Consider the following 16,943-nt stretch of genomic DNA (forward strand, 5'->3'; position numbering starts at 1 on the left):
TTTCTCATGAAAAAAATAGTTTTATTTTCAACTTTATCATTGTTTTTTTTCAGTTGCGCTACTGAAATTGACACACCAAAATTAGAATGTACTCAACCTGATTTTATTGTAAACAAAACAGTAGAAAAAGTTTATGAGATTTCGGATCCAACGGCTAAACAATATACGTATGACGACATTATAGAAGCCTATGTGGTTTCAAGTGATGAAGGTGGCAATTTTTTTAAAAGCATTTCTTTTCAGACAAAAGCATCAGAAAACGTTTCCGCAATTGGATTTAGTGTTCCAGTTGACGTGTCAAATACCTATATTGATTACCGCGTTGGAAACAAAGTCTATGTAAAGCTCAAAAATCAATTTACAGATTTGTATTATGGCGGATTACGAATTGGTAGTTTGTATGTGAGCAACGGGGGCAACCCTACGATTGGAAGAATTTCGCAAAATGAATTTAAAAATGTTTTGAATGCGTCTTGCACAACGATTGACGAAAATCAATTAGTAGAATCGATTTCTATTGAAGAAGCGTTGCATGATTCAAAATTAAATACTTTGATCGAGCTCAATAATGTTGAATTTACAGAAGATGCCCTAGGTCGTCATTATTTTGAAGAAAGTAATAATGTAGGAGGTTCGACAAATTGGAATTTAAGAGATAAAACTGGAAATCAAATTATTTTTAGAACCAGCAGTTATGCCAAATTTGCGGATCATTTTGTGCCGGAAGGAAGTGGCAAAGTTCGCGGCATTTTAACCAAGTTTGGATCAGATTATCAGTTTATGGCTCGATTTGAAAGGGATATTGAAATGAACGGAAAAAGAAATACGCCACTTTTTGCTGAAGATTTTCAGTCCGTTAAAAACAATGTCAATTTTGTCCTTCCAGGTTGGAGCAATATTGTTGAAAAAGCTACAAAACTTTGGAAAAGTATGGTATATTCAGGAAATGGATATGCAGAATTCAATACAACAAGCACAACCGCGGCTGAAAATATTGCGTGGCTGATCTCTCCAAAAATTAATTTAACAGATTATAAAAATGCCATATTGTCTTTTAGAAGCGCACAGCATGATTTAAAGGTCGACTCGCCATTAAATACTTTAGAAGTTTATGTGTCAACAAACTTTGATGGTTCTAATGTTACTAAGGCAAAATGGATAAGATTAGAAGCAAAAATTCCTTCGCTTTCAACTCCCGCGCGTCAATTTATAAATTCTGGAGGAATTGATTTATCTGAATATTCAGGAAATATCAACATTGCTTTTAGGTATGTTGGCTCTGGAAAAGACAAAACGCTGAACGGTGCTTTTATGGTTGATGATGTTAAGGTTTTTGGCGAAAAGTAGGTAGTGTTTTTTTTGATTTCAAAGAAGAAAAACTAATAGTGATTTGTTTTTGAGATTTAAGCTATTAGAATTTGTCAGAATTTTGTATTTTGGTCATCCCAAATCAATACAAAAACAAAATGAGAACCTACTTTATCGCCATCTTGATGATGGTATTCCCTTGCTTGACGCACAGCCAAGATCAGGCCGATGCAGTCAAACTAAAGCAAATCAACATTGTAAAAACAAATTACCAAAACTCAAAAGATGGTGAAATTGTAAATAAAACAATGGTTTTTAAAGATGGCAAACTTCAAACCGTTACAACTTCAGATGTTGTTCAGCACTTTTTTTATAATAAAAATGGATTGCTGGATATGACAGTGAAAGATAAAATTGGAAGCGATTGGAAGGAAGTTGTGAATTATACCTACGATGCAAACAACAATATCATAAAATTTGTAAAAAAATATCAGGAAGGGCCTGATTATATTACAAAAGTGGTGACTTTTTTCTATGAAGGAGCAAGAATAAAAGTAACGACTAAAAAGAGTACCAATCACCAGAATCTAGTTGATGATATTGAATATATTGTTGAGAACGGAATTATTGTTAGACGTACTTCGCGCGATAGAAATAAGCAGATTATTGGTAAAATCGAATATGTTTATGTAAACGATAATGTCTCAAAACACAAAGGTTTGGTTGGAGATAAAATCTCAAAATCGTTTACCTATGATGATAAAAAATCTGCGGACCAATTAATTGTTCAGAGTCTTTTTGGGGATAATTATAAAATAATTGTGCCAATGATTTCGTATCATGAAGAAGAATTTGCATTTGAGTCGATTTCATATAATAACGAAATGAATTTTAGTCCATCATCTTCGGCATTAGTTGCAGTCAGCAGAAAGTACAAATACAACAAATTGAATTTCCCAATTTCTTGTTCTCAGATTGAAGAAAACGGAATTGTGAAAACAGAAAAAACATTTATCTACGAATAAATCTGTATAATAAATTTTGTAACCATTTATAAATTAGGTTTTATTGCCTGATTTATAAATGGTTTATTTTTTTTAATTGAATTTAAAATTGGAATTCTATAATTGTAAGTAGTGTACAAATGCTTAAATTTGTGGCTTATTTTAAGATATGTTAGAGAAAGAAGTTATAAATTTTGAGAAAACGGCCATTGTTGGTATTGTAACTCAAAATCAAAGTGAGGAAAAACTTAACGAATATTTGGACGAATTAGAGTTTTTGACTTTTACTGCAGGAGGTGAAGTTATAAAACGTTTTTCGCAAAAAATGGAACGCCCGAATCCCAAGACTTTTGTGGGAACGGGAAAAATAGACGAAATCAATCTTTTTGTAAAAGAAAACGGAATATCGACGGTTATTTTTGATGATGAATTAACGCCTTCACAACAAAAAAATATTTCAAGAATTATTGATGCAAAAATCTTAGATAGAACCAACCTAATCTTAGATATTTTTGCGCAAAGAGCCGAAACTTCGTACGCAAGAACGCAGGTAGAATTGGCGCAATGTCAATATTTATTACCAAGACTTTCTGGTTTATGGACGCACCTTGAGCGTCAAAAAGGTGGAATTGGTATGCGTGGTCCTGGGGAAACGGAGATTGAAACTGACAGACGTATTGTACGTGACAGAATTTCGTTATTAAAAGATAAAATCAAAACGATTGACAAGCAAATGAGTATTCAGCGAAGCAATCGTGGCGCAATGGTGCGTGTAGCTTTGGTTGGATACACCAACGTTGGAAAATCGACTTTGATGAATGCTATCGGGAAAAGTGATGTTTTTGTTGAGAATAAATTATTTGCAACTTTAGATACAACGGTTCGAAAAGTGGTGATTAAGAATTTGCCATTTTTGCTTTCGGATACGGTTGGTTTTATTCGAAAATTGCCTACTCAATTGGTAGATTCATTTAAAAGTACGCTTGATGAGGTTCGCGAGGCCGATTTGCTTTTGCATGTTGTCGATATTTCGCACCCAGATTTTGAAGATCATATTGAATCGGTAAATCAGACTTTGCAGGAAATCAAAAGTAATGATAAGCCAACGATTATGGTTTTCAATAAAATCGATGCTTACAAACATTTGACTATTGATGAAGATGATTTGATTACTGAAAGAACCAGAAAACACTGGACACTTGATGAGTGGAAACAGACTTGGATGAGTAATGTTGGTCAGGATAAAGCATTGTTTATTTCGGCAACGAGAAAAGAGAATTTTGAGGAATTTAGAGAAATGGTTTACGAAGCGGTTCGCCAGATTCATATCACGAGATTTCCATATAATAAGTTTTTGTATCCAGATTATAAGGACGCAATTGAAAAAGAAGAAGAATAAAACTGAAACGGCTTTTGAATTATTTCAAAAGCCGTTTTTATTTGCCACAGATTAAGGGATTTAAAAGGATTTTTTATAATCTGAATAATCCTTTAATCTGTGGCATTTTTTTTCAAATGTTTAAAAGAAGCCAATTGTTTTAATTTAGCCCCGATGGAGGCGGTATCCTTGCTGGCCCGAGAGGGCAACAGCGAGATATAGCCGAGAGCGGGAAACCACGTTTGTTAAAATGCCTTTTGCGATGCTCCTGATTAGAATCCAAAATTAATTCCTAAACCAAAAACTTCTCTGGTTTGGAATCCTTGAAATGCATTGTCATCGTAAATTGTCTGGAAGGAGAAATTTGCTGATAGAAATTTATTTACTTTCATTACAATGTTTAAGGAATAATTAATGTCGATGTTTTGCGGGTCTTCTAAATAATTTGAATACAAATTAAGGGTGTTTTCGGCCGTTACATTGGTCATAATGGCCAGTTTGTAATATACCGAAGCATAGAAACCTAGTTCGTAACGCATGCTTTTGCCGGCGTCGACGCCAAAATAATATCCGTCAGGATAAGGCAAACCTGTGGCTGGATCAATGGCTGAGGTATAAGCTTTGTCTACAAATGTGAATTTTGAAGTTAAAGGCGCAAAATTTATTTTGAGATTTTCATCTTTTGACCAGTAAATACCTGGACCAGTTGTTAGGTATCCTGGCGACATGAATTTGGTATTTTCAGTCCTGATTTCTTTTCCGTTTGCGTCTTGTCCGTAAATGTATCCGGTTGTGAATTGTGTCCTAAAGTTTAAGAAATAAGAGTAATACCATTCGCCAAATGCTCTTTTTCCAACGACTGAATTGAATTCGAAACGGTCATCGGTTTTCTTTTCGAAATCGGCATTTTTGGTTTGTAGCAAACCGTAATAAGCGAGAACTTTATTGTCCCAGGTGATATCGTCTTTTTTGTAGTTGAAATCATAATTGATTCCGAGTGTTCCTGAGAAGCTGTCTTCACCACCTGCAATCCAGTTGTTAAAGCTAGATTGGTTGAGTAGAAGTGATACCGTCCCTTTTGCTTTCCAGCCTTCTTTTTCAATGGTATCATTGATTTTTTTTACGGCTTTTTCAGTGTTTTGTGCGAGTTCTTTTTCAGTGTTTTGAGATTGAACAAAAGTAAGATTTGCTAAAATGAACAATAATAATAGAATCTTTCTCATAGTATTTAATTTAAATGTATGGGACAAATATAACTAAAAACATTTATTTTGTAGGATTAATCTCAATTCATGAATTTATTTTTTGGATTCTTTGTATAAAGGTACGGCAGAACATGCTTCGCCGTACATAATACTTCTGGCAAATGGTTGCAAATGGGTTGTAGCCAAGATATAAGCGCGCATTGGCACTGGTTTTCTAGAACAGCCTCTTACAATTACGGGTTTACTTTTGTAAACAGAATAGTCAAGTTTACTAAGGATTTCTTCGTAAAGACTTGCATCAAGGTCTTCAATGGTACCGTTTACTACTTTTTTAGCAAAAGGAGCCAAATGAACGCTAACTAAAATAAGTGCCCAAGCCGGAATAATAGCGTCTGTACTGCAATGTACCGCTACATATTGATCTTGATATTGCGACCAATCGTGATTTTTAAGATGTTCTCTAAAGTCTTTTTCTTTCAATAAAAATCCTTCCAAAAGCCATTGCGAAATGTCAATTTGTGTTCGAATTCCTTTTGGATAATAATCTTCTAAATCAAAAACTTCTAAAGCACTATTGGCAACTTTATTGATGATTTCTTCCATTCTTTAAGTCTTAAAGTCGAAGGTCGAAAGTCATAAAGTCCTGAACTTTGGACTTTATGATTTTCAACTTTATGACTAAATTAAAGCATTCCTAATTCTAACTTAGCTTCTTCGCTCATTAAATCTTTGCTCCAAGGCGGATCGAAAGTAATTTCAACATCTACATCTTTGATGTTTTCTATTGATTTTACTTTTTCTTCTACTTCTCTTGGCAAGCTTTCTGCAACTGGGCAGTTTGGCGAAGTAAGTGTCATTAAGATTTTTACTTCGTAATCGGTGTTTACCATTACGTCATAAATTAATCCTAATTCATAAATATCTACAGGAATCTCAGGATCGTAAATTCCTTTTAAAACTCTTACGATTGATTCTCCTAATTCGTTTGTGTCTATTTCTTGTTCCATTTTGTTATTTGTTTTTTCGCCACGAATTTCACAAATTTCCCGAATTTAAAAATTACTGCCAATTCGTGAAATTCGTGGCAAAGGAAATTTAATTTTTGTTTTTAGCGTCAAAAGCCAAAGCGTACATTTTGATGTTTTTTATCATTGATACCAAACCGTTGGCGCGTGTTGCTGATAAATGTTCTTTTAATCCAATTTCGTCTATAAAATCAGTATCTGCATTTATGATATCTGATGCTTTTTGGTTGGAGAAAGCACGAATTAAAATCGCGATAATTCCTTTTGTCAATATCGCATCGCTGTCAGCTGTAAATACAATTCTATCGTCGTTTTGTTCACCTTGCAACCAAACTTTCGATTGGCAGCCTTTGATTAAATTTTCGTCGGTTTTGTATTCTTCTTTGATTAATGGAAGACTTTTTCCTAATTCGATGATGTATTCATAACGTTGCATCCAGTCGTCGAACATTGAAAATTCGTCTATTATTTCGTCTTGAATTTCTTTTATCGTCATAATTATTCTTTAGCAAAATCAGTCAGCAAATTTACCAGTTTTTCAATTTCCTTTGGAGGAAAACCGTTGTCAAAACCTTTTGTTTCGTAGGTTTTCTGATTTTGAGTTATTTTTAAATTTCCAATTGCGGCTCCGTCATAAAAACGTTTTTCTGTTGGAGCTTTCAAGTTTGGAATATTTTCTAGATTTATTTTTGAAAACTCTGATACAATTTGCTTCCATTTTGCATCGTCAATTTTCTTTTCAACTGCTTGGGCATTTCTGCCATTTGTAACCGAAACGCTTTTATTCTCAACTATTATCTTTTTAAATACACCTCTCGAAACTGCAGAATATTCCATTTTTGTTGTGGTCATATCAGCTAATTTTTGGCTTGAACAGCCTGTTACGAAAAAGATTGCTAGAAATAAAAAAGAGAATAGTTTCATAAAAATAGTTTAGCTTAACATGGTTTGTGCTTTTTTCACAGCATCAACCATCGCATCAATTTCTTCTTTTGTATTATAGAATGAAAATGAAGCACGAATCGTTCCTGGAATACAGAAGAAATTCATAATTGGTTGTGCGCAATGATGTCCGGTTCTAACCGCAATTCCTAATTTGTCAATAATTGAACCAATATCATAAGGATGAATTCCGTCAATATTAAACGAAACTACAGAGGCTTTATTTTTGGTATTTCCATAAATTCGGATACCTTCAATTTCGTTTAAACGTTTTGTAGCGTGTTCTAAAAGTTCGTGTTCGTATGCTTGAATATTTTCAAAACCAATTTCGTTTAAATAATCAATTGCGGTTCCTAAAACAATTCCGCCAGCGATATTTGGTGTTCCGGCTTCAAATTTATGAGGAAGATCTGCGTAAGTAGTTTTTTCAAACGTAACTTCTTTGATCATTTCGCCACCGCCTTGATAAGGAGGAAGTTTGTTCAGCCAAGCTTCTTTTCCATAAAGAATTCCAGTTCCTGTTGGACCACACATTTTATGCCCAGAAAAGGCATAAAAATCACAATCTAATTCCTGAACATTTGGTTTTAAATGCGGAACTGCCTGCGCGCCGTCAATTAAAACTGCAGAACCTACAGTATGTGCTTTGTCAATAATATATTTGATTGGATTGATTACACCCAATGCATTTGAAATATGATTTACAGTAACAATTTTCGTTTTATCCGATAGTAATTTATCAAATTCCTCAATGATTAATTCTCCATTGTCATCGATTGGAATAACTTTTAAAACAGCCCCCGTTTTTTCGCATAACATCTGCCAAGGCACAATGTTACTATGATGTTCCAAAGAAGAAACAATTACTTCGTCGCCCGGTTTTAAAATAGAAGCAAATCCGTTTGCAACTAAGTTAATTCCGTGCGTTGTTCCTGAAGTAAAAAGAACTTCGTGAGCATGTTTTGCATTGATATGATCTTTCACTTTGCGACGAGAAATCTCGTAAGCATCAGTGGCTAATTGGCTTAAAGTGTGAACGCCACGATGAATATTGGCGTTGATTTCCTGATAATATTTTACTTCAGCATCAATCACGATTTGCGGTTTTTGCGAAGTAGCTCCGTTGTCGAAATATACTAATGGCTTTCCGTTTACAGTTTGCGAAAGTATCGGGAAATCAGCTCTTATTTTTTGAATATCTAGCATGTCTTATTTAGAAAAAATCTATTTACAAAAGTACTAAAACTAAATTTGTTTATACAGGAATTCTATAATTTCCTTTTATGATGCGATTGTCAGATGTTGTAAATGCTGATTCCTTAAAAATAGTTTCGGTTTTCTGCATTATCCGAAACAGATTTCTAATTTGAGTTCTAAAATCGTGAGCATAAATTATTTATATTGCATTAAAAACATCTTAAACATCATGAAAAAATTTTTAAAAGTACTGGCGCTTGCCCTTGTTCTTGCTTTTTTGTATTTCGGATTTACAACTTATCCAAAACTTGATTTAATTTCGGGTTTCTCGGCCAAAAGTGTTGCATCCGGACATTTTATGGATCATCGCTCATTGGATTTAATTCAGAAAACCGATAATGATATTCATTTATTAGATCTTGCGACAAACACAATTAATGACGCCGGAAAATTTGCAACATCGGCTGTTTATGGTTTGAAAGAAAGAAAAGCAATTTACAGAGACGGTTTAGGTGCTTTATTGATTAATGACGATTATGATGTTTCAAAACCTTATTTGCTTCCAAAGAGAACAAAATTGGTTAATAATCTTCCGTTTCCATATGGAAATAATGAACCAAAAGATACCGCTTTCGCGAATGTGGATTACGCAAAATTAAAAAAGGCAATTGATGATTCTTTTGATAAAAATGGCGGTAAAGCAAAACGCACTCGTGCGGTTGTTGTTTTATATAAAGACCATTTAATTGCTGAAAAATACGATACAGGTTTCAATAAAGACAGTAAAATTTTAGGCTGGTCGATGACAAAAAGTATCACAAGTTCAGCATTTGGAGTTTTAGCTAAACAAGGAAAAATTGATATTTACAAACCAGCGCCAATCAAAGAATGGCAAAATGACGAGCGTAAAAATATTACCGTAAACGATTTGCTTCATATGAATTCCGGTTTAGAATGGGAAGAAAACTACAGTACAATCTGCGATGCGACTCAAATGCTTTTCCAGTCTGAAGATATGGGAAAAGTACAAATGGACAAACCAGCAAAATACAAACCAAACACACATTGGTATTATTCTTCAGGAACAACAAACTTATTATCGAGAATTTTAAGAAGCCAATTTAAAACCCAACAAGAATATCTTGATTTTTGGTACAGCGCCGTAATTGACAAAATCGGAATGAACTCGATGATTGTTGAACAAGACATGTCGGGAACTTTCGTGGGTTCTTCTTACGGATGGGCAACACCACGCGATTGGTCAAAATTTGGATTATTATACTTAAGAAAAGGAAACTGGAACGGTGAGCAAATCCTCGATGAAAGCTGGGTAAAATATACCGCAACTCCAACGAATACTTCAGAAGGAAAATATGGAGCGCAGTTTTGGTTAAATGCTGGCGGGAAATTCCCAGATGTTCCTCGTGATATGTTTTATTGTAGTGGATATCAAGGTCAAATGGTAGCGATTATTCCGTCTTTGGATATGGTAATCGTGAGAATGGGAGTGAAGGAAGAAGAACCTGGATTTGATTTTAATGGGTTTTTGAAGGGGATAATTTCTTCAGTAAAAAAATAAAATTTAACCGCAAAGACGCTAAGTAAAAAGCGCAAAGTTCGCAAAGTTTTGTAATAAACCTTTGCGAACTTTGCGTAACCTTTGTGTCTTTGCGGTAAAACCTGACTACAAATCAAATCCTAAATTCACGCCTAATTTGTTAGCGATGATTTTAGTAATTCTTTGTTTTAATTCTGGTATTTTAATGCTTTCGATAACGGCATTTGAGAATGCGTACATCAATAAAGCTTTAGCTTCTTTTTTCGGGATTCCGCGTGACTGCATGTAGAACATTGCTGTTTCATCAAGCTGTCCAACAGTACATCCGTGAGAACATTTTACGTCATCAGCAAAAATTTCCAATTGAGGTTTTGCATTGATAGTTGCTTTGTCACTCAATAAAATATTATTGCTTTTTTGGAAAGCATTTGTTTTTTGAGCTTCTTTTTCTACTAATACTTTTCCGTTGAAAACTCCAGTTGAACGATCAGAGAAAATTCCTTTATAATCTTGAAAACTTTCGCAATTTGGTTGTGCGTGATTTACCAAAGTATAGTGATCAACGTGTTGTTTGTCGTTTAAAATCGAAATTCCGTTTAACGTACTTGTCAATCTTTCGCCAAAATGATAAAAGTTTAAGTTGTTACGAGTCAAATTTCCACCAAAAGAGAAAGTGTGTACATAAGCATGACTTTCCTGTTGTTGAGAAACGTAAGTATTGTCAATTAAATTCGCTTCGTTATTATCGTTTTGAATTTTGTAATAATCAACAATCGCGCGTTTTTGCGCAAAAATCTCAGTAACAGAGTTTGTTAAAACCGGATTTTCATTCAAACTTTGGTGACGCTCAATAATTTGAACATGTGAATTTTCACCCACAATAACCAAATTTCTTGGCTGAACCATTAAAGCTGATTCTGCACCAGTTGAGAAATACATAATCTCAATTGGTTTATCAGCCACTTTTTTCTTCGGAATATTGATAAAAGCACCTTCAATTGCAAATGCAGTATTCAGTGAAGTCAAACTATCATCTTTACTTGCAATTTGATTAAAGTAAGTGTCAATAATCATTTTATATTTTGGTTTGGTCAATGCCGATGACATTAAGCAAACATCGATTCCGTCATGCGTTGTAGAAGACAAATGCGAACTGAAAACGCCATCGATAAATACTAATTTGTACGTATCGATTTCGTGTAAAAAGTATTTTTTTACTTGATTAAATTCGATTGCATTTTCCTGTTTTGGAAAAACCGTAAAGTCATTTTTTAAGATGGCGTTTAGCGATGTATATTTCCAAGCTTCTTCTTTTTTGGTTGGGAAACCTTTATTTTCGAAGTTTTTTAAAGCATTTGTGCGTATGTCATGTAAATCTGAATGTACATCGACACGCTCTTCAAAAGCCATAAAAGACGATACTAATTTTTCTTTTAAATCCATTTCTTTTTTTTAGTCTTAAAGTCGAAAGTCGAAAGTCGAAAGACTTTAGATTGTCGACTATTTTTATAAAAAAATCATAAACTAAGTTGAGTCTAAACAGACTTTACAACTTTCGACTTTATGACTTTTGACTCAAATATTTAATGAAACCGCTTAATAATTTCGATATTTCTGTTATCGATTCTAAAAGCATTTCAAATTCTTCTTTTATAATATATTCTAAATCAAAAGCTAAATATAATTGAGATCTTACTTCTCCTGCTGATGCTTTGGCTACATATAAAAAGTAAATAAACTCTTTGTCCGTATTTCTTTCAAAGCCTTCTGCTATATTTGATGATATAGAAAGTGATGCACGTCTTATTTGTCTAACAAAATCAAAGTCTTTTTTGAAATTAGAATTTTCAGTAATCAAATATATTTTCTTATTGAAGATTCGAGATTTTTGCCAAGAATTTATTTCCTCAAAAGATTTGAACTTACTCATATTGTATTTTCGACTTTACGACTTTTGACTTTCGACTTTATGACTGACTAATTCTCTGCCTTGATCCAATCGTATCCTTTTTCTTCTAATTCGTAAGCCAATTCTTTTCCTCCAGATTTTACGATTCTTCCGTTGTAAAGAACGTGAACGAAATCAGGAACGATATAATCTAGCAAACGTTGGTAGTGCGTGATCACGATAATTGCGTTTTTGTCGCTTTTTAATTTGTTCACTCCGTTAGCCACAATTCTTAAAGCATCGATATCAAGACCAGAATCCGTTTCGTCAAGGATTGCTAATTTTGGCTCTAACATTGCCATTTGAAAAATCTCGTTTCTTTTTTTCTCTCCTCCAGAAAAACCTTCATTTAAAGAACGAGATAAAAATTTACGGTCAATTTCCAACAGCTCCGATTTCTCACGAATAACTTTCAGCATTTCGTTTGCCGGCATTTCTTCTTGTCCGTTTGCTTTACGAGTTTCGTTGATTGCCGTTTTCATGAAGTTAGTAACGCTAACTCCAGGAATTTCTACCGGATATTGAAACGAAAGGAAAACACCTTTGTGTGCTCTTTCTTCTGGAGCTAAATCAGCAAGATCTTCTCCGTCAAGAATTACCTCTCCATCTGTTACTTCATAATTTTCATTTCCTGCAATAACAGCAGAAAGTGTACTTTTTCCAGAACCGTTTGGTCCCATTATCGCGTGAACTTCTCCAGCTTTAACTTCTATATTAATTCCTTTCAGGATTTCTTTATCACCAATCGCGGCGTGAAGGTTTTTTATTGATAACATTGTTTTTTATTTTATATAAATGTCAATTCTATTTTTGTTTGTTGGTTTAGGATGTTGGCATTAAAATGCGCGTGTCCTAAATATTCCATGCCTAAATAATCGGCTGATTTTTGAAACGGTATGTAAAAACTATCTTCGATTTCATTATCGTGTGAATTTGTAATCACTCCAATTTTCTTTCCTCTTAGCTTTCTTCCGGTTTCTTTTTCAATTCGGATTAAATCTGAAATCCTGTCGAAAAAGACCTTCATAATTCCGCTCATATTATACCAATAAACCGGCGTTGCAAAAATTAAGGTCTCGTATTCTTCCAATATTCTTCTTATTAAAGGAAGAAAATCATCGTCTATATTTTTGCTTTCGTAATCGTAATACGAAATATTGTAATCACTTAGATTCACTACATCGATGTGATGCTCTTTAGAAATTTCATCCACAATTTTTGTTGTGTTTCCGTTTTTTCTGGAAGAGCCTAAAATGATGACTTTTTTATTTTCCATCTTCAAATTATCCTACAGATCCTTCTAAAGAAATCTCTAATAGTTTTTGAGCTTCAACAGCAAATTCCATTGGAAGTTTATTCAAGACATCTTTACTGAAACCGTTTACAATTAAGGCAATCGCTTTTTCAGTCGGAATACCTCTTTGGTTACAGTAGAAAACTTGGTCTTCTCCAATTTTACTTGTAGTTGCTTCGTGCTCGATTTTTGCTGTTGGATTTTTACTTTCGATATAAGGGAAAGTATGTGCGCCACAATTGTTACCCATTAATAATGAATCACATTGCGAAAAGTTTCTTGCATTCTCTGCTCTTGGCGAGATTTGCACTAAACCACGGTAGCTATTTTGAGATTTTCCAGCCGAAATACCTTTAGAAATAATAGTCGATTTAGTGTTTTTTCCTAAATGGATCATTTTAGTTCCAGTATCGGCTTGTTGGAAATTATTGGTAACAGCAATAGAATAAAATTCTCCAACTGAATTGTCTCCTTTCAATACACAAGAAGGGTATTTCCAAGTTACAGCAGAACCTGTTTCAACTTGTGTCCAAGAAATTTTAGCGTTTGTTTCGCATAAACCTCTTTTGGTTACAAAGTTGTAAACTCCACCTTTTCCTTCTTTGTTTCCTGGGAACCAGTTTTGAACAGTTGAATATTTAATTTCAGCATCATCCAAAGCGATTAATTCAACCACAGCAGCGTGTAATTGATTTTCGTCACGGCTTGGCGCTGTACATCCTTCAAGGTAAGAAACGTAACTTCCTTCATCAGCAATAACTAGCGTTCTTTCGAATTGTCCAGTTCCTGCTTGATTGATTCTGAAATAAGTTGAAAGTTCCATTGGGCATTTTACACCTTTTGGAATATAACAGAAACTTCCATCAGAGAAAACTGCTGAGTTTAGCGCTGCGTAGAAGTTGTCTTTTTGAGGTACAACAGTTCCTAAATATTTTTTTACTAATTCAGGATGTTCTTTAATGGCTTCAGAAATCGGACAGAAAATAATTCCTTTTTCGGCCAAAGTTTTCTTGAAAGTTGTTGCAACAGAAACAGAATCGACAACAATATCCATAGCGACATTGTTCATCATTTTTTGCTCATCAACAGAAATTCCAAGTTTTTTGTACATCTCTAATAATTCCGGATCAACATCGTCTAGAGTTTTGTTAGGATCTACTTGTTTTGGAGCTGAATAATAAGAAATCGCCTGAAAGTCTGGTTTTTCATAACGAACATTTGCCCATTCTGGCTCGATCATTTCTTTCCAAGCGCGGAAAGCCTCGATGCGCCATTCGGTCATCCATTCAGGTTCTTCTTTTTTAAGCGAAATAGCTCTTACAATTTCTTCGTTTAAGCCAATAGGGAAAGTTTCAGATTCTATATTGGTATAAAATCCGTACTCATATTCTTTAGTTTCCAGTTCGATTTTTAAATCGTCTTCGGTGTATTTGCTCATTATTTTGTTTATTGTCTAAATAGTTTTAAAGTCCAAAGTTTGAAGTCAATTTAGTCTTTATGACTTTACGACTTTCGGCTTTTGACTAAAGAGAAAATGATTCTCCGCATCCGCAAGTTCTGCTTGCATTTGGATTGTTGAAAACAAAACCTTTTCCGTTTAATCCGCCTGAAAATTCAAGAATTGTTCCGGCTAAATACAGAAATGATTTTTTTTCAACTGCGATTTGTATATCATTATCTACGAATATTTTATCGTCATCTCCTTTGGTTTTGTCAAATTTTAGATCGTATGACAAACCAGAGCATCCGCCACTTTTCACTCCAACACGTACGTAGTCGTGAGCGGCATCAAAACCATCGTCAGTCATCAGGTCGATGATTTTCTTTTTGGCTGTATCAGAAACTTTTATCATTGTTTTTATGGTATTTATCTTTTTCAACATTCCTTTAATATTTATCAAAAAGTAATCAAATTATTACATTTTAAAGTGCTGTCTGTCAATGTTGAAATGAAATTGTCTGCAAAGATACGACTTAAAAACCTTTTTCCATAACGGTTCACATTATTATAACAAATGTTAAAATAGATAGAAGTTATTTTGATGTTCAAAAATTACTAGAAAGTCGCGCTATTCTGCAGAAAATAAAAAGAAACTTACAAAAAAAGTTTTTGTTTGTTGCCAAATTGTTAAGAGTTGGCAAAAAGAGTTAAAATCCCGTATTTTTACCTGTGCGTAATTTTAAATTTATGGTACTTTTGCAATAAATTATGATAAATCATGAAAAAAAATTACAAAGATAGCTGGATAAAAGCGCTTTTTGCAATTATTTTTATTTTTGGCATTGGAGCCACATATTTGATTTTTAGCAGTGAAACAACAGAGATTATAAATGAGCCTAAAAGTAGCAGGCTGGAAATAATTGAACCGGTTTCAGAATCTATGGATCAGGAAAGTATACTGGACTCTTTGAATAATTTGAAGTTGGCTTATGATGTTGCCATTTATGAAAAAACTGCACTTTCTGCGGAATTGGAAATTGAAAAAAAGAATATTGAGAATTTGATGGAAATCATCAGGGCATCAAAAAATCCTTCTGCAGAGCAAATTAAAATTTACCGCAAACAACTTTCGGATCTAAAAACAGCATTAGATGAAAAAGTAAAAGAGGTTAAAAAACTGAAATCTCAGAATAAAAACTTGCTGACCGAAATCGAAAGCCAAAATGTTGTCATGTACAAGCAAAAAGCAGAAAATGACACATTGATCTCGAAACAGAAAAAACTGGAATCGACTTTAAAAGATGCCGCAAAGCTTTCTTTGAGCAATTTTAAAGTGACGGCTATTAATGAAAAAAGTTCAGGAAAGGAACAAGAAACGATTAAAGCGAAAAACACCAAAAAACTAAAGATAAGCTTTTCAGTGAATGGAAATTCGGCTTCAAAAAATGGAAAAAAAATCTATTATATTCAGGTTTTGGATCAAAAAAATACTGTTTTGGGTGAAAATAAATTGATCGAATTTGGCAATGACAAAGCATTGGTTTACAGTTTTTTGGTTTCATGTGATTACCAAGGAAAAACGGCCAATGTTTACGGCGTTTTAAATGATGATTTGAATGCATTTAAAAAAGGAACCTATTTTGTCAATTTCTTTGACAAGCAAGAAATAATGGGAAGCTCGTCGATTACCTTAGAATAAGTTTCAAAAAGTTTTGCAATGAATTTTTAGTTTAAAGAGCAGGATTTCCTAGCTTTGTTTCTTTACTAGAAATTATTTATATGAAACTTTATCCAATAGAATCTGGAAATTTTAAGTTAGATGGAGGCGCTATGTTTGGCGTGGTTCCTAAAACAATCTGGAATAAAACGAATCCCGCAGATGCTAATAATTTAATTGATATTGCGGCGCGTTGTTTATTGATTGAGGATGGAAATCGTCTTATTTTAATCGATACCGGAATGGGCGATAAGCAATCGGAGAAATTTTTTGGTTATTACTCGCTTTGGGGTTCGCATTCTATAGATAAATCACTAGCAAAATATGGTTTTCATCGAGACGACATAACTGACGTTTTTATGACACATCTGCATTTTGACCATTGTGGTGGAAGCGTGCAGTGGAATGCAGATAAAACGGGTTATGAGCCAGCTTTTAAAAATGCTAAATTCTGGACCAATGAAAATCATTGGGAATGGGCAACAAAACCAAATCCTCGTGAAAAAGCTTCTTTTCTTTCCGAAAATATTCTTCCAATGCAGGAAAGCGGACAACTGAATTTTGTTGATCGACCAAAAACCGATTTTGGCTTTTCTAGCGAATTAGGTTTCGATATTTATTATGTTGATGGTCATACCGAGAAGCAAATGATTCCGCATATTAAATACCAAGACAAAACGATTGTATTTTGTGCCGATTTATTGGCGACAGCCGGACATATTCCGCTTCCTTATGTGATGGGATATGACACACGACCTTTGTTGACCATGCCCGAAAAAGCCAAATTGCTGAACGCGGCAGCCGATCAAAATTATTATTTATTCTTGGAGCATGATGCTCACAATCAAATTATCACTGTTGAACATACCGAAAAAGGCGTTCGTTTGAAAGAGGTATTTACTTGTGAAGCTATTTTTTAGATTCTT

18 protein-coding genes are annotated in these 16,943 nt (G+C 34.0%); 6 read left to right on the forward strand and 12 right to left on the reverse strand.

The features are described 5' to 3' along the window. Window positions 1–6 precede the first annotated feature (6 nt). From SCB73_RS07690 to hflX, 3 genes are all read left to right on the forward strand, one after another. The gene (locus SCB73_RS07690) at window positions 7–1,347 is read left to right on the forward strand and encodes a DUF5689 domain-containing protein (RefSeq protein WP_320569477.1); all 1,341 of its coding nucleotides are present in this window, start codon (window positions 7–9) and stop codon (window positions 1,345–1,347) included. A 119-nt stretch (window positions 1,348–1,466) separates the two neighbouring features. Further along, a complete protein-coding gene (locus SCB73_RS07695) occupies window positions 1,467–2,333 on the forward strand; it encodes a hypothetical protein (protein ID WP_320569478.1) in 867 nt (288 codons plus the stop codon). A 148-nt stretch (window positions 2,334–2,481) separates the two neighbouring features. Beyond that, entirely contained in the window at window positions 2,482–3,711 is a 1,230-nt protein-coding gene (hflX, locus tag SCB73_RS07700) for a GTPase HflX (RefSeq protein WP_320569479.1), read from the forward strand. A gap of 251 nt (window positions 3,712–3,962) precedes the next feature. Here the strand turns inward: hflX and SCB73_RS07705 are convergent, their stop codons facing one another. From SCB73_RS07705 to SCB73_RS07730, 6 genes are all read right to left on the reverse strand, one after another. After that, window positions 3,963–4,913, reverse strand: coding sequence for a DUF3078 domain-containing protein (locus SCB73_RS07705; protein WP_320569480.1), 951 nt, complete (start codon window positions 4,911–4,913; stop codon window positions 3,963–3,965). Between the two features lie 75 nt (window positions 4,914–4,988). Then, window positions 4,989–5,498 (reverse strand): DUF2480 family protein, encoded by a 510-nt coding sequence (locus tag SCB73_RS07710; RefSeq protein WP_320569481.1) that lies wholly within the window; start codon window positions 5,496–5,498, stop codon window positions 4,989–4,991. Between the two features lie 80 nt (window positions 5,499–5,578). Beyond that, complete coding sequence (locus tag SCB73_RS07715) at window positions 5,579–5,902, reverse strand: SUF system Fe-S cluster assembly protein (RefSeq protein WP_320569482.1); 324 nt, start codon at window positions 5,900–5,902, stop codon at window positions 5,579–5,581. 88 nt (window positions 5,903–5,990) lie between these two features. Further along, window positions 5,991–6,416 (reverse strand): SufE family protein, encoded by a 426-nt coding sequence (locus SCB73_RS07720; protein WP_320569483.1) that lies wholly within the window; start codon window positions 6,414–6,416, stop codon window positions 5,991–5,993. 2 nt (window positions 6,417–6,418) lie between these two features. Beyond that, window positions 6,419–6,772, reverse strand: a complete 354-nt coding sequence (locus SCB73_RS07725) for a hypothetical protein (protein WP_320569484.1) — start codon at window positions 6,770–6,772, stop codon at window positions 6,419–6,421. Window positions 6,773–6,853: 81 nt separating this feature from the next. Beyond that, window positions 6,854–8,068: an aminotransferase class V-fold PLP-dependent enzyme gene (locus tag SCB73_RS07730; RefSeq protein WP_320569485.1), complete on the reverse strand. Its 1,215-nt coding sequence runs from the start codon at window positions 8,066–8,068 to the stop codon at window positions 6,854–6,856. A 220-nt stretch (window positions 8,069–8,288) separates the two neighbouring features. Between SCB73_RS07730 and SCB73_RS07735 the strand changes: the two genes are divergently transcribed. Next, a complete protein-coding gene (locus SCB73_RS07735) occupies window positions 8,289–9,638 on the forward strand; it encodes a serine hydrolase domain-containing protein (RefSeq protein ID WP_320569486.1) in 1,350 nt (449 codons plus the stop codon). A 105-nt stretch (window positions 9,639–9,743) separates the two neighbouring features. On the opposite strand, the gene sufD is transcribed toward SCB73_RS07735, so the two are convergent. From sufD to SCB73_RS07765, 6 genes are all read right to left on the reverse strand, one after another. Beyond that, the gene (gene sufD / locus SCB73_RS07740; protein ID WP_320569487.1) at window positions 9,744–11,060 is read right to left on the reverse strand and encodes a Fe-S cluster assembly protein SufD; all 1,317 of its coding nucleotides are present in this window, start codon (window positions 11,058–11,060) and stop codon (window positions 9,744–9,746) included. 118 nt (window positions 11,061–11,178) lie between these two features. After that, on the reverse strand, window positions 11,179–11,547 hold the full coding sequence (locus tag SCB73_RS07745; protein WP_320569488.1) for a four helix bundle protein: 369 nt from the start codon (window positions 11,545–11,547) through the stop codon (window positions 11,179–11,181). 47 nt (window positions 11,548–11,594) lie between these two features. Next, window positions 11,595–12,341 (reverse strand): Fe-S cluster assembly ATPase SufC, encoded by a 747-nt coding sequence (gene sufC / locus SCB73_RS07750; RefSeq protein WP_008466070.1) that lies wholly within the window; start codon window positions 12,339–12,341, stop codon window positions 11,595–11,597. Between the two features lie 11 nt (window positions 12,342–12,352). Beyond that, window positions 12,353–12,841 (reverse strand): flavodoxin family protein, encoded by a 489-nt coding sequence (locus SCB73_RS07755; RefSeq protein ID WP_320569489.1) that lies wholly within the window; start codon window positions 12,839–12,841, stop codon window positions 12,353–12,355. Window positions 12,842–12,848: 7 nt separating this feature from the next. Further along, complete coding sequence (gene sufB, locus SCB73_RS07760) at window positions 12,849–14,297, reverse strand: Fe-S cluster assembly protein SufB (RefSeq protein ID WP_320569490.1); 1,449 nt, start codon at window positions 14,295–14,297, stop codon at window positions 12,849–12,851. 85 nt (window positions 14,298–14,382) lie between these two features. After that, window positions 14,383–14,712 carry a HesB/IscA family protein gene (locus SCB73_RS07765; RefSeq protein ID WP_026727150.1) on the reverse strand — a complete coding sequence of 110 codons (330 nt, stop codon included), beginning with the start codon at window positions 14,710–14,712 and terminating at the stop codon, window positions 14,383–14,385. Window positions 14,713–15,078: 366 nt separating this feature from the next. Between SCB73_RS07765 and SCB73_RS07770 the strand changes: the two genes are divergently transcribed. Both SCB73_RS07770 and SCB73_RS07775 read left to right on the forward strand, forming a co-directional pair. Next, window positions 15,079–15,999, forward strand: coding sequence for a hypothetical protein (locus SCB73_RS07770; RefSeq protein ID WP_320569491.1), 921 nt, complete (start codon window positions 15,079–15,081; stop codon window positions 15,997–15,999). An 80-nt stretch (window positions 16,000–16,079) separates the two neighbouring features. After that, window positions 16,080–16,937 (forward strand): MBL fold metallo-hydrolase, encoded by an 858-nt coding sequence (locus SCB73_RS07775; RefSeq protein ID WP_320569492.1) that lies wholly within the window; start codon window positions 16,080–16,082, stop codon window positions 16,935–16,937. Window positions 16,938–16,943: the final 6 nt, after the last annotated feature.

Origin of the sequence: Flavobacterium sp. KACC 22761, from assembly GCF_034058155.1 — a bacterium.
In the GTDB taxonomy this organism is placed as follows: Bacteria; Bacteroidota; Bacteroidia; order Flavobacteriales; family Flavobacteriaceae; genus Flavobacterium.